The 14,376-nt window shown below is 57.3% G+C and carries 9 protein-coding genes, 2 tRNA genes and 2 pseudogenes; all 13 read right to left on the bottom strand.

Going from position 1 to position 14,376, the window contains the following annotated elements; all coding sequences use genetic code 11:
- Nucleotides 1-113: 113 nt before the first annotated feature.
- The 13 genes and pseudogenes from pnp to ftsH all read right to left on the bottom strand — a co-directional run bounded on the left by pnp (nt 114) and on the right by ftsH (nt 14,346).
- Nucleotides 114-2,314, bottom strand: a pseudogene (pnp, locus tag BFR47_RS11520) (polyribonucleotide nucleotidyltransferase).
- 248 nt (nt 2,315-2,562) lie between these two features.
- Nucleotides 2,563-2,832 (bottom strand): 30S ribosomal protein S15, encoded by a 270-nt coding sequence (rpsO, locus tag BFR47_RS11525; protein ID WP_071473214.1) that lies wholly within the window; start codon nt 2,830-2,832, stop codon nt 2,563-2,565.
- Nucleotides 2,833-2,993: 161 nt separating this feature from the next.
- Entirely contained in the window at nt 2,994-3,929 is a 936-nt protein-coding gene (truB, locus tag BFR47_RS11530) for a tRNA pseudouridine(55) synthase TruB (RefSeq protein ID WP_071473215.1), read from the bottom strand.
- A 2-nt stretch (nt 3,930-3,931) separates the two neighbouring features.
- Nucleotides 3,932-4,354, bottom strand: a complete 423-nt coding sequence (rbfA, locus tag BFR47_RS11535) for a 30S ribosome-binding factor RbfA (RefSeq protein WP_071473216.1) — start codon at nt 4,352-4,354, stop codon at nt 3,932-3,934.
- 183 nt (nt 4,355-4,537) lie between these two features.
- Nucleotides 4,538-7,232: pseudogene (infB, locus tag BFR47_RS11540) on the bottom strand (translation initiation factor IF-2).
- Between the two features lie 19 nt (nt 7,233-7,251).
- Nucleotides 7,252-8,754 carry a transcription termination factor NusA gene (gene nusA, locus BFR47_RS11550; RefSeq protein ID WP_071473218.1) on the bottom strand — a complete coding sequence of 501 codons (1,503 nt, stop codon included), beginning with the start codon at nt 8,752-8,754 and terminating at the stop codon, nt 7,252-7,254.
- Nucleotides 8,755-8,768: 14 nt separating this feature from the next.
- A complete protein-coding gene (rimP, locus tag BFR47_RS11555) occupies nt 8,769-9,227 on the bottom strand; it encodes a ribosome maturation factor RimP (protein WP_083399116.1) in 459 nt (152 codons plus the stop codon).
- Nucleotides 9,228-9,417: 190 nt separating this feature from the next.
- Nucleotides 9,418-9,494, bottom strand: a tRNA-Met gene (locus BFR47_RS11560).
- A 58-nt stretch (nt 9,495-9,552) separates the two neighbouring features.
- Nucleotides 9,553-9,639: transfer RNA gene (locus BFR47_RS11565), tRNA-Leu, on the bottom strand.
- 7 nt (nt 9,640-9,646) lie between these two features.
- Nucleotides 9,647-9,982, bottom strand: coding sequence for a preprotein translocase subunit SecG (gene secG, locus BFR47_RS11570; RefSeq protein ID WP_071473219.1), 336 nt, complete (start codon nt 9,980-9,982; stop codon nt 9,647-9,649).
- Between the two features lie 177 nt (nt 9,983-10,159).
- Nucleotides 10,160-11,485 (bottom strand): phosphoglucosamine mutase, encoded by a 1,326-nt coding sequence (glmM, locus tag BFR47_RS11575; protein ID WP_071473393.1) that lies wholly within the window; start codon nt 11,483-11,485, stop codon nt 10,160-10,162.
- Between the two features lie 5 nt (nt 11,486-11,490).
- A complete protein-coding gene (folP, locus tag BFR47_RS11580; protein ID WP_071473220.1) occupies nt 11,491-12,324 on the bottom strand; it encodes a dihydropteroate synthase in 834 nt (277 codons plus the stop codon).
- Nucleotides 12,325-12,393: 69 nt separating this feature from the next.
- The gene (gene ftsH / locus BFR47_RS11585; RefSeq protein WP_071473221.1) at nt 12,394-14,346 is read right to left on the bottom strand and encodes an ATP-dependent zinc metalloprotease FtsH; all 1,953 of its coding nucleotides are present in this window, start codon (nt 14,344-14,346) and stop codon (nt 12,394-12,396) included.
- Between the last annotated feature and the right edge of the window lie 30 nt (nt 14,347-14,376).

A 14,376-nucleotide genomic window follows, 5' to 3' on the forward strand; every position in this document is an offset into this window, starting at 1 on the left:
GAACACGTACCCAGTCAGAAAGAAAAATGCCGTTCACCTTAAGTGAACGGCATTAGGGAATCATCCCGGCTTTTTCTATTTACCCATTAACCTGTCAGGCTGGGGCTGAAGTTTTACTCGGCCTTGTCGGCCGGTGCGGCTTCTGCCCTGGCTTCTTCGGCCGGTGCTGCTTCGGTCTTCTTGGCTTCTTCTACCTTGGTTTCCTCGACAGCAGGTGCTTCGGTGGTTTCTGTCGGCTCTTTCGCTTCCTTGATGGACAGACGAATTCGACCCTGACGATCCACTTCCAGTACCTTGACCTTGACGGTGTCACCCACGGTCAGGTGATCGGACACGTTCTTGACCCGCTCTTCGGTGATCTGGGAGATGTGCACCAGACCATCTTTACCGGGCAGAATGTTGACGAAGGCACCGAAATCGGCCAGACGCACGACCTGACCGTCGTAGATGGTGCCGCTTTCCACTTCTGCGGTCAGCTGCTCGATACGACGAATGGCCAGTTTGGCGGCTTCACCGTCCACGGCGGCAATTTTAACGGTACCGTCATCATCCAGTTCGATGGTGGTGCCGGTTTCTTCGGTCAGGGCACGGATGGTGGCGCCGCCTTTACCGATCACATCACGGATCTTCTCCGGGTTGATCTTGATGATATGAATGCGCGGAGCGAAATCGGAGATCTCGGCACGCGGGGCCTGCATCGCTTCATCCATCACTTTCAGGATGTGCAGACGGGCGTTACGCGCCTGCTTCAGCGCCACTTCCATGATTTCACGGGTGATGCCTTCGATCTTGATGTCCATCTGCAGTGCGGTCACACCCTGGGTGGTACCGGCTACCTTGAAGTCCATGTCGCCCAGGTGATCTTCGTCACCCAGGATATCGGACAGCACGACAAAGCCTTCTTCTTCTTTCACCAGACCCATGGCGATACCGGCTACGGAAGCTTGATCGGCACGCCCGCATCCATCAGCGCCAGCGAAGTACCACACACCGAGGCCATGGAGGAAGAACCGTTGGACTCGGTGATTTCGGATACCACACGTACAGTGTACGGGAACACATCGGCACTCGGCATCACGGCAGCAACGCCGCGCTTGGCCAGACGGCCGTGACCGATTTCACGACGCTTGGGGCTGCCGACCATACCGGTTTCACCCACACAGTAAGGAGGAAAGTTGTAGTGCAGCATGAAGCGGTTGGTCCGGGCGCCGGTCAGCTCGTCGATCAGCTGGGCATCACGCTCGGTGCCCAGGGTGGCGGCAACCAGAGCCTGGGTTTCGCCACGGGTGAACAGGGCGGAACCATGGGTACGGGGCAGCAGACCGGTGGCCACGTTCAGGGCACGGATCATGTCCGGTTCACGACCATCGATACGGGGTTCGCCGCGGACGACGCGGCCACGCACGATGTGCTTCTCCAGCTTGCCCAGCTGTTCTTGCACTTCCTTGATGCTCTGCTCGGGGCTCTCGGTCAGAATGGTTTCCAGCACCCTGGTCTTGATGGCGCCGATGGCATCACGACGGGCGGTCTTGTCGGTGATGCGATAGGCTTCGCCCAGCTCGGCGGTGGCCAGCTCGGCAACCCTGGCTTTCAGGCCTTCATTCTCGGCCTTAGGCTGCCAGTCCCAGGGCTGGGTGCCCACTTCGGCGGCGAATTCGTTGATGGCCTGAACGGCGGTGTTCAACTGCTCGTGACCGTAAACCACGGCGCCCAGCATGACCTCTTCGGGCAGAATGTTGGCTTCGGACTCCACCATCAGTACGGCATTGGCAGTACCGGCAACCACCAGATCCAGCTCGCTGTTCTCCAGCTCGCTGATGGTCGGGTTCAGCACATATTCGCCATTCATGTAACCGACGCGAGCGGCACCGATGGGACCGGCAAACGGAATACCGGAAATGGCCAGAGCAGCAGAGGTGCCCAGCATGGCGATGATGTCCGGCGCGATATCGGGATTGGCCGATACCACGGTGGCGATCACCTGTACTTCGTTTTTGAACCCTTCGGGAAACAGCGGACGGATCGGACGGTCAATCAGTCGCGAGGTCAGCGTTTCGCCTTCCGTCGGGCGGCCTTCGCGCTTGAAGAAACTGCCCGGGATGCGGCCGGCAGCGTAGGTACGCTCCTGGTAGTTAACGGTCAGCGGAAAAAAGTCTTTGCTTTCATCGGCTTCACGCTTGCCAACGACGGTCACCAGAACGGCGGTATCATCGATGCTGGCCATGACGGCGCCGCTCGCCTGACGCGCCATCACACCGGTTTCGAGGGTAACGGTATGCTGACCGTACTGGAAGGTTTTCACGATAGGATTCACGTTGTAGATTCCTTAATATGTTTGGTCTCTTAATTTACCGGCACAGTATACTTGATTCCCGTTTAAAGGACAGAATCGCAAGGGAAAAACAGGCGGGCAGGTGGGGAGTGAAGTGCCGGGATGAGGCGAGAAACACCTGATTCACGGCGCGGTTTTACTCCTGACACCTCAGGCCTTACCCCTAACCTTGAACAACAGTGGCAACAAAAAAGGGGCCGAAGCCCCTTTTTCTTGAACCGGATGGTCGATTAACGACGCAGGCCCAGTTTTTCGATCAGTGAGCGGTAACGCTCAACGTCTTTACGCTTCAGGTAGTCCAGCAGGCTACGACGCTGGGATACCATGCGCAGCAGGCCACGACGGCTGTGGTGGTCGTGGATGTGCTGCTTGAAGTGACCTTGCAGGTGGTTGATCTGGGCGCTCAGCAGGGCTACCTGAACTTCAGGTGAACCGGTGTCGCCTTCGCCACGAGCAAAGTCAGCAACGATTTGGGCTTTGGTTTCAGCATTTAGTGACATCTTGTTACTCCAAAGAGATGAATGTTTATTCCAGCCGATCACTAATTCAGCCGGAAAGCGAGCTGCGCATTCTACCAGTTAAGCCGGTGTTGGCAACCAGAAAATGTCGTCGCTGAAATCAGGCCCTGCCGGGCCTGATTTCAGCCGGAGATCGTCTCCGTTCAGCGTACCAGACGCTTGGGCGCGACCTTGCCATCGTCGTCGATCTCACCGACACCGATAAACTGGTGTTCTTCACCCATGGTCATGCGTACAAAACCGTCGAGTGGCGCACCGGAAACCTGTACCGCCTGGCCCTGATTGATATAACCGGCCACCAGTTCGGACATGTTCACTTCCGGCAGGCTGGCCACGGCGGTATCCATCGGCAACAGCAGCGGATCCAGCTCCAGCCGGGGGGCAATGTCCTGCGCCCGGCAGTTTTCGAGGATGCACTGCAACTGCTCCAGGGTCAGCATGCGATCGGTCGGATAGCCCGCCACTGCCAGCCGGCGCAGCACGGTAACATGGGCGCCGCAGCCCAGCACTTCACCCAGATCATCGACGATGGTCCGGATATAGGTACCCTTGCTGCAATGTACTTCCAGCTCCACTTCATCACCTTCAAAGCGGATCAGGGTCAGCTCATAGACGGTGATGGGACGGGATTCCCGCGGTACTTCGATACCCTCACGGGCGTACTGGTACAGCGGTTTGCCCTGATACTTGAGCGCCGAGTACATGGACGGGATCTGCTCACTCTGGCCACGAAAACGATCCAGCGCCTCGATCAGATCGCCCGGAGCCACATTGACCGGCCGGATCTCGACCACTTCTCCATCCGCATCACTGGTATCGGTGCGCTCGCCCAGCTTGGCAACCACCCGATAGCGCTTGTCCGCATCCAGCAGGAACTGGGAAAACTTGGTTGCCTCGCCCAGGCAGATCGGCAGCATGCCGGTGGCCAGCGGATCCAGGGCACCGGTATGGCCGGCCTTGGCGGCGGCATAAATACGCTTGACCTGCTGCAGGGCATCGTTGGAGGTAATACCGGCAGGTTTATCCAACAACAGGATGCCGTCTACCTCACGGCCACGAAATCGACGCTGACGGCCCATGCTCAGTCCTTCTTCTCTTGGTCTTGGTCTTGTTCGTTCTCATCCCGGTCAGATTCCTGCATCCGGCGCTTGTCTTCGGCAATGGTGCTCGACACCAGGGTGGAAATCCGCATACCCTCGACCAGGCTCTGATCGTAGGAGAAACGCAGTTCCGGGGTCACCCGCAGTCGCATCGCCTTGCCCACCAGGCTGCGGATAAATCCGCTGGCATCTTTCAATACTTTCATGCCCTGTTCGATTTTTTCCGGATCATTTTCCAGGAAGGTAACGAACACCTTGGCGTAGTTAAGATCCCGTGACAATTCCACACCGGATACGGTCACCAGTTTGAGGCGATCATCTTTGATTTCCCGCTGCAGGATCATCGCAATTTCTTTTTGCAGTTCCTGCCCAACCCGGCGGGTACGGCTGAATTCTCTGGCCATAATGATTCAATCCAATAAAAAAAGGAGCCAAGAGGCCCCTTAATATCAATCCAGGTGACGAAAGGATACAGCTGAGCCGACTGTCGGCGGCAGGGATACCGCCGTCAGGCCCCCATTAAGGGTTTATGGCGTGCCGGCGGGCTGTGCCTTCCGGCCCCGGCTGTACCGGGGCCGATGTCGCCCTTACAGGGTGCGCTGTACTTCCACGATCTGGAAGACTTCTATCTGGTCGCCCACTCGTACATCATTGTAGTTCTTCACGGCGATACCACATTCCATGCCGTTACGCACTTCCTGGACATCGTCTTTGAAGCGACGCAGAGATTCCAGCTCGCCTTCGTAGATAACCACGTTGTCACGCAATACCCGGATCGGGTTGCTGCGCTTGACGTTACCTTCGGTGACCATACAACCGGCCACGGCACCAAACTTGGGTGAACGGAACACGTCACGTACCTGAGCCAGACCGATGATTTCCTGCTTGAACTCGGGTGCCAGCATGCCGGTCATGGCCTGCTTCACTTCGTCCAGCAGTTCATAGATCACGCTGTAGTAGCGCAGATCGATGTCTTCCGATTCGATCATCTTGCGGGCAGACGCATCGGCACGGACGTTGAAGCCCACGATGATGGCGTTGGAGGCCGCGGCCAGGCTGGCGTCGGTTTCGGTGATACCACCCACACCGGAGCCGATGATCTTGACCTTCACTTCGTCGGTGGACAGTTTCTGCAACGAGTCGGAAATCGCCTCGATGGAGCCCTGAACATCCGCCTTCAGTACCAGGTTGACTTCGGCCACTTCGCCTTCGGTCATGTTGGAGAACATATTCTCCAGCTTGGCTTTCTGCTGACGCGCCAGTTTCACTTCGCGGAACTTGCCCTGACGGTAGAGCGCCACTTCACGGGCTTTCTTCTCGTCACGGACCACGGTGGCTTCGTCACCGGCAGCCGGCACGCCGGACAGACCCAGGATTTCGACCGGAATGGACGGACCGGCGGTCTTGATTTCACGACCCAGTTCATCCTTCATCGCACGAACGCGGCCATATTCCAGACCACAGAGCACGATGTCACCCTGGTTCAGAGTACCTTCCTGTACCAGTACGGTGGCAACCGGACCACGACCCTTGTCGAGACGCGACTCGATGACCACACCGGACGCCATGCCGTCATACACGGCATTCAGTTCCAGTACTTCCGCCTGCAGCAGGATGGCTTCGAGCAGTTCGTCGATACCCTGACCGGTTTTGGCCGAGATGAACACGAACATGTTTTCGCCGCCCCAGTCTTCCGACATCACGCCGTGCTGAGACAGTTCGCTCTTGACCCGATCGATATCCGCTTCCGGCTTGTCCATCTTGTTGACCGCAACGATCAGGGGGACACCGGCGGCCTTGGCATGCTGGATGGCCTCAACGGTCTGCGGCATCACGCCGTCATCCGCTGCCACCACCAGAATAACGATATCGGTGGCGCTGGCACCACGAGCACGCATGGAGGTAAAGGCGGCGTGACCCGGAGTATCCAGGAAGGTGATCATGCCATTGTCAGTTTCGACGTGATAGGCACCGATGTGCTGGGTAATACCACCAGCTTCACCGGCGGCGACCTTGGCCCGACGGATATAATCCAGGGTCGAGGTTTTACCGTGGTCGACGTGGCCCATGATGGTCACCACCGGAGCGCGAGTCTGACGCTCGGCATCGGTATCCCGATCCGACAGTACCTTCTGCTCCAGTTCGTTTTCACGACGCAGAATCACCTTGTGGCCCATCTCTTCCGCCACCAGCTGGGCGGTTTCCTGATCGATCACCTGGTTGATGGTCACCATGGCGCCCATCTTCATCATGGTCTTGATGACTTCGGCACCCTTGACCGCCATCTTGTTGGCCAGCTCGGCCACGCTGACGGTTTCGCCGATTTCAACGTCACGGCTGACTGGCTGGGCCGGCTTCTGGAAACCATGCTTCATCGAGTTGGGCGTCATCACCTTGGCGCGCTTGCCTTTTCTCTGGCGTTCGTTGCGGCTCTCGCGGTTCTCGCGATCTTCCTTGGTCTTGCCACCTTTGCGCTTCTTGCCACCCACACTGCGGCGGGCTTTCTGCTCTTCGGTTTTATCGGCTTCATCTTCGGCGCTTGGCATGCTCATTGGTCATGACATGGTAATCCGCGTCTTCCGGCTTCTTGGCCGCGGCTTCTTCAGCCCAGCGCTTTTCATTTTCTTCCGCCAGCTTGCGGACTTCTTCGGCCTTTTTCTGTGCTTCCAGCTCGGCCTTGCGCAAGGCTTCCTGCTCACGCTGCTGCTTCAGTTTTTCTGCTTCGCTCTTGGCCATTTCGTCCGCCTTTTTCTGCTCTTTGCTTTGGGGCTTGGTTGCCCCCTGCTCTGTGGTTTTCTGAGCTTGCAGCTGAGCCTGGCGGGCTTTTTCTTCCGCGTCACGCTTGGCTTGTTCTTGCGCCTCACGCTTGGCCTTGTCTTCGGCTTCGCGTTTGGCTTGCTCTTCGGCCTCACGTCGGGCCTGAGCTTCTGCTTCCAGACGCGCCTGCTCTTCTGCTTCCTGTTGACGCTGCTGCTCTTCCAGCGAATCGCGTCTTACGTAAGTGCGCTTCTTGCGCACTTCTACCTGTACGGCTTTGCTCTTGCCGCCGACGACCGGCACACTCAGGGTGCTGATGGTCTTGCGCTGCAGAGTCATCCGCTTGGGTTCTTTATCGTCGGCGCCATGCTGTTTCTTTAAAAACGTCAGCAAGGCGGCCTTTTCGGTTTCCGATACGGTGTCGGCACTGGATTTTTCCATGCCGGCCTCGCGAAACTGCTGGACAAGACGGTCAACCGATGTGTCGATGTCGCTGGCAAGCTGCGTTAATGTAACTTCTGCCATTCATTTACCTCCGCTGATCTTATTCTTCGTTCTGGTCTCCGAACCAGCAGATATTGCGGGCGGCCATGATCAGCTCCCCTGCAAGGGTTTCATCAAGACCTTCAATTCCTTCAAGGTCATCAATGCCCTGTTCTGCCAATTCTTCCAGATCCGCAACACCACGGGCGGCAAGCGAATACGCGAGTTCCCGGGTCATGGAGGGCAGTGCGAGCAGGTCTTCTGCCGGCTCCACCCCTTCGAATGATTCTTCCTGCGCCAGGGCCCGCGTGGTCAGGGCATCCTTGGCACGATTACGCAGCTCCTCCACCATGTCTTCATCCAGGCCTTCGACGCTCAACAGCTCGCTGACCGGCACATAGGCAATTTCTTCCAGGGAGGAAAAGCCCTCTTCCATCAGCAAGGCGGCGAAATCTTCATCGATGTCCAGATGCTGGACAAACAGATTCATGATCTTGTCGCTTTCAACCTGATGCTTGCCCTGCAGATCTTCCACCGTCATCACGTTCAGCTCCCAGCCGGTCAGCTGAGATGCAAGACGAACGTTCTGGCCGTTACGGCCGATAGCCTGGGCCAGATTGCCGGATTCCACTGCAATATCCATGGAATGGGCATCTTCATCAACGATGATGGAGGCCACATCCGCCGGCGCCATGGCGTTGATCACGAACTGGGCGGGATTGTCGTCCCACAGTACGATATCAACCCGTTCACCACCGAGCTCGCCGGAGACGGCTTGCACTCGCGCACCACGCATGCCGACGCAGGCGCCGATGGGGTCGATGCGGCGGTCGTTGGTCTTGACCGCGATCTTGGCACGGCTGCCCGGATCCCGGGCAGCGCCCATGATTTCGATGATTTCTTCACCGATTTCCGGCACTTCGATACGGAACAGTTCTTTCAGGAAGTCGGGGTGACTGCGGCTGACGAACAGCTGGGCACCACGAGCTTCGGGGCGCACCGCATACAGCAGACCGCGGATACGGTCACCGGAGCGGAACGATTCGCGCGGCAGCAGATCTTCACGGAAGATCACCGCCTCGGCGTTGCTGCCCAGATCCAGAATCACGTTGTCACGGGTCGCCTTTTTGACCACACCGGTGATGATTTCGCCTTCCTGATCCTGGAACTGCTCCACCACCTGCATGCGCTCGGCTTCACGTACTTTCTGTACGATAACCTGCTTGGCGGTTTGAGTAGTAATACGGTCGAAGGTGACAGAGTCAATCTCGTCTTCCACATAATCGCCAACCTGGATATCCGGCTCATCGATTTGTGCCGCTTCCAGGGTGATTTCGCCGTAGGGATTGGTCAGCGCTTCCTGATTTTCCACTACCTGCCAGCGACGGAAGGTCTCGAAATTACCACTCTTGCGATCGATTTCGACCCGTACCGAGATTTCGCCTTCGTATTTTTTCTTGGTGGCCGTAGCCAGGGCGGTTTCCAGTGCCTCGAAAATCTTTTCGCGAGGCACGGCCTTTTCGTTAGAAACGGCATCAACAACCAGCAATATTTCTTTATTCATGTCCGACTGCCTCGTTAGTCAAAGTTCGGAACCAGATGTGCTTTTTGGATGTTGGCGAAGGCGATGGGGAACTCGGTTCCCGCCACCTCCAGCCTGATCATGGTGTCGTCTACCGACACCAGAAGCCCGGTCAGTTTACGATGATTGTTCACCGCCATGCGCAGGGACAATGATACCTGCTGGCCTATAACGGCCTGATAATGAGCCGGCTTGAACAGGGGGCGAGCCATTCCCGGAGAGGACACCTCCAAATCATATTCGGTAGAAATGGGATCTTCCACATCAAGCACGGCACTGACTTGCCGGCTGACTTCGGCACAATCAGTTACCTCAATACCGTTTTCATGGTCGATGTACAAACGTAAGGTCGAATGCCGGCCGGCGCGCACAAACTCGAGCCCCAGCAATTCAAAGCCCAGAGCCTCTACCGGCTCTGACAGCATATCGGTCAGTCGTTGTTCCAATGTAGCCAAAGCTACCCCTCCGAAAACAAAAAAAGGGCTCGCAGCCCAGTGAATGTGCACCGATGATACCGGTGCTAAAGTGCAGATAACAAAAAGCCCCGATCTTCAAATCGGGGCTATTCACCTGGACCCTGACTGTCGCCTCGCAGCGACCATTTACCGCACTTACTATTAAATAATATGCGATAAACGTGAGGATTGGTTGCGGGGGCCGGATTTGAACCGACGACCTTCGGGTTATGAGCCCGACGAGCTACCAGGCTGCTCCACCCCGCGTCCGAAATCGTGCGAGATTATAGTTAATCTGAGCAAGAATCTCAACTTAACTATGACTTGGTGCCGAGAGCGGGACTTGAACCCGCACGCCTATACAGGCACTACCCCCTCAAGATAGCGTGTCTACCAATTCCACCACCTCGGCAAAAACTTTATTCGGGTACGTCGCTGCTGTTCGCGGCAGGGACATCACCCGGGATGACGCTTTCTTCTACCTGAGGTACAGAAAGATCTTCCCATTCACTTCCCTGCTTGGTCGCGTTACTGGAAAGATTACCCAGTACCAGACTCACCACAAAGAAGCCTGCTGCCAGCAGCGTAGTCGCCTTGGTCAGAAAATTACCCGACCCGCTGGAGCCAAAAACCGTGTTCGACGCACCTGCTCCGAAGGAAGCACCCATATCGGCGCCTTTACCTTGCTGAATCAGCACCAGACCAATCAAAGTCAGCGCAATAAGCAGATACACCACTAAAAGAATTTCGTACATCAGCTATACCTTTGCTTGACGTCTGAGCCCCGCATCAGACTGCTGTCCGGAGCGGGGCTAATACTAGCTACACCCTTGTCGGGATACAAGCGCAATTTTAAAAAAACCGCTCAACTGCATAAAAAGCCGGCAAAGCGATGATTGCACAACCGTTTTTGCCTCACACCTCACACGAAGTCAAACGATCGCATCGGCGATATGCTCGGCCAGACGACGTACCTGAGGCTCGTCGGCACCCTCGACCATCACCCGGATCAGCGGTTCGGTACCGGATTTGCGCAGCAAGACCCGGCCGGCACCGGCCAATTCATCTTCCGCTGCGGCAACACGCTGCTGTACTTCGCTGTCGGTCAGCGGATCGGTACCGGCATTGAAGCGCACGTTAACCAGTACCTGAGGGTAAAGCACCAGCTCCCGGCCCAGTTCATGCAGGCTGCGGCCTTCATCGACCATGGCGCGCAGCACCTGCAGCGCGGCGACGATCCCATCGCCGGTGGTGTTGTGGTCCAGACTGATGACATGGCCGGAGTTTTCGCCGCCCAGCTTCCAGCCGTGCTCTTTCAGCAGCTCCATTACATAGCGATCGCCCACCTTCGCGCGTTTGAAGGGGATGTCCAGCTCCGCCATCGCCAGTTCCAGCGCCATGTTGCTCATCAGGGTGCCGACCACTCCGCCATTAAGCTGACCTCTGCGCCGAGCATCGCGGGCCATGATATACAGCAACTGGTCGCCGTCGAGCAAGGCGCCGGTATGATCCACCATCGCCAGGCGGTCGCCATCGCCGTCGAAGGCAATCCCCAGATCGGCACCATGCTCCTGCACCGCCGCCACCAGTGCCGCCGGTGCGGTCGAGCCAACCTTATCATTGATGTTGAGGCCATTCGGCTGCACACCGGTGCGGATCACCCTGGCACCCAGCTCTTCAAACACCGAGGGGGCAATGTGGTAGGTGGCGCCATGGGCGCAGTCGAGCACTATGGTCAGGCCGTCGAGGTGCATCTCTGAGGGAAAAGTACTCTTGCAGAATTCGATGTAGCGACCGGCGGCATCGCTGATGCGACTGGCTTTACCCAACTGCTCGGACGGTACGCAGTCCATCGGCTGATCAAGCATGGCCTCGATGGCCAGCTCCACCTCGTCCGGCAGCTTGGTGCCGTCGTGCGCGAAGAATTTGATACCGTTATCGTAATAGGGATTGTGGGAAGCACTGATCACGATACCAGCCTCGGCCCTGAAGGTGCGGGTCAGATAGGCAATGGCCGGGGTCGGCATGGGGCCAAGCAACGCGGCCTGTATGCCGGCAGCAGACAGACCCGCTTCCAGCGCCGACTCCAGCATATAACCGGAGATACGTGTGTCTTTGCCGATCAGCACCTTCTTGGTACCGATCCGCGACAGCACCTTGCCGGCGGCCCAGCCCAGTTTCATCACGAATTCCGGGGTGATGGGATAATCCCCTACTCGTCCGCGAACGCCATCGGTACCAAAATATTTTCTGCTCATCATTGTTATCCCTGATATTGTGCGGCCTGCTGCCATACCCGTACGGCATCGGCCATTTCTTTTACATCGTGTACCCGCAGTATCTGTGCGCCCTGACTCAGCGCAAACAGATGGGCCGCCAGGCCACCGGCCAGACGTTCATCCAGTTCCCGCTGCAGCAGTTGCCCCAGCATCGACTTGCGTGACATGCCCACCAGCAAGGGCAGACCCAATTGGTGCAACTGACCGACCTTGCCCAGCAATTCATAATTGTGTTCGAGTCGTTTGCCAAAACCGTAGCCGGGATCCAGGCAAATCCGCTCGCGGGGAATACCCGCCTCATCGCAGGCCCGCAGCCGTTGCTGCAGAAAATCCACCACCTCGAGCGTGACATCCCGATAATCCGGCGCCTGCTGCATGGTTCTGGGCTGTCCCTGCATATGCATCAGACAAACGGCGGCGCCGCTGTTCGCAGCCACCCGCAGGGCATTCGGCTCACGCAGGGCACGGATGTCGTTGATCAGATCCGCACCGGCCCTGACCGCTTCCTGCATCACTACCGCCTTGTTGGTATCGATGGAGATCCAGCAATCCAGCTCCCGGCGTAACAGTTCCAGTACCGGTATGACCCGATCCAGTTCCTGCTGCTCAGCCACCGCATCGGCTCCGGGTCGAGTCGACTCGCCCCCCACGTCAATCAGGGTAGCGCCGTCTTTGACCATCTGCAGCGCATGACGCAAGGCCGCGTCCCGATCCACGAAATGGCCGCCGTCCGAAAAAGAGTCGGGCGTCAGGTTGAGGATCCCCATGATGCGGGGTGAGGATAGGTCCAGGCTTCTGGAGGTGCTCGATAACAGCATAGTGACGGGTTCCCACAAAATAAAAAGCCCCGAACAGGGGATGTTCGGGGCTCAATTTATCATAAAACATCAGTTACTGGTGGCATCACCGGGCTTATTCATGTCCGGGGCAGCAGACTTGGGCTCATCGGCTTGTTCTGCATCCTTGTCACCGGAGCTGGCGGTCGGGCCCTGGGGCGTGTCGTCAGACTCTTCTTTCCAGTCAGCCGGTGGCCGCACATCACGACGAGCCATCAAATCATCAATCTGCTTGGCATCGATGGTTTCGTACTTCATCAGCGCATCTTTCATGGCGTGCAGGATATCGATGTTGTCCATCAGTATCTGCTTGGCGCGCTCGAAGTTACGATGAATGACGTCTTTCACCTCGGCATCGATGGCATTGGCGGTTTCATCGGACATGTGCTTGACCTTGGCCGCGGTACGGCCGAGGAAGACTTCGCCTTCTTCATCCGCATACAGCAAGGGGCCCAGTTTTTCCGACAGACCCCACTGAGTCACCATCTTGTGGGCAATCTCGGTGGCGCGCTCGATGTCGTTGGAAGCACCGGTAGTGACCTTGTCGAAACCATAAATGATTTCTTCCGCCAGTCGACCACCGTACAGGCTGGAAATCATCGACTCCAGATGCTGCTTGCTGTAACTGAAGCGGTCCTGCTCGGGTAGATACATGGTCACACCCAGGGCGCGGCCGCGAGGAATAATCGACACCTTGTACACCGGATCATGCTCGGGCACCATGCGACCGACGATGGCGTGACCCGCTTCATGATAGGCGGTCATCGCCTTCTCGGACTCGGACATCACCATGGAACGGCGCTCGGCACCCATCATGATCTTGTCCTTCGCCTTTTCAAACTCTTCCATCGACACCAGTCGACGGGCAGAGCGCGCGGCAAACAGGGCGGCTTCGTTGACCAGGTTGGCCAGGTCGGCACCACTGAACCCCGGAGTACCACGAGCAATCACGCTGGCATTGACATCATCGCCCAGCGGCACACGACGCATGTGGACCTTGAGGATTTGCTCCCGGCCACGTACATCGGGCAGGCCGACGACCACCTGACGGTCGAAACGACCGGGACGCAGCAACGCCGGATCCAGTACGTCTGGTCTGTTGGTGGCGGCGATAACAATCACGCCCTCGTTACCTTCAAAGCCGTCCATTTCGACCAGCATCTGGTTCAGGGTCTGTTCGCGTTCGTCGTGACCGCCACCCAGACCGGCACCGCGCTGGCGACCGACCGCATCGATTTCATCGATAAAGATGATACAGGGGGCAGACTTCTTCGCCTGTTCGAACATGTCCCGGACCCGGGATGCACCCACACCGACAAACATTTCGACAAAATCGGAGCCGGAAATGGTAAAGAAGGGTACCTTGGCTTCACCGGCAATGGCCTTGGCCAGCAAGGTCTTACCGGTACCGGGGGGACCTACCAGCAGAATACCGGTCGGGATCCGACCACCCAGTTTCTGGAAACGACTGGGATCACGCAGGTAGTCGACCAGCTCTTTGACATCTTCCTTCGCTTCATCGCACCCGGCCACATCGGCGAAGGTGGTTTTGATCTGATCTTCACCCATCAGGCGGGCCTTGCTCTTGCCGAAGCTCATGGCACCCTTGCCACCGCCACCGCCCTGCATCTGACGCATGAAGAATACCCAAACGCCGATCAGCAGCAGCATGGGGAACCAGGAAATGAAAATAGACGTCAGCAGGCTCGGTTCTTCCGGTTTTTCACCCACGACCCGCACGTTGTTGTTCAGCAGATCATTCAGCAGCTGAGGATCTTCCGCCGGCAGAATAGTGGTAAAACGATCACCACTGCGTTTAACGCCATTGATGGTCTTGCCATCCATCCGTACTTCACGGATCTGCCCTTGGGCTACTTCCTGTACAAAGGTGGTATAGTCCGTCTGGCGTCCACTCGGCTCGCTCGGGCTAAAGCTCTGGAATACCGACATCAACACCACGGCTATGACCAACCACAGGATCAAGTTTTTCGCCATGTCACTCAAATTACTAACCTCACCGGCTGACAGTTTATG

This window comes from Oceanisphaera psychrotolerans, assembly GCF_001870485.1.
GTDB classification, from domain to species: domain Bacteria; phylum Pseudomonadota; class Gammaproteobacteria; order Enterobacterales; family Aeromonadaceae; genus Oceanimonas; species Oceanimonas psychrotolerans.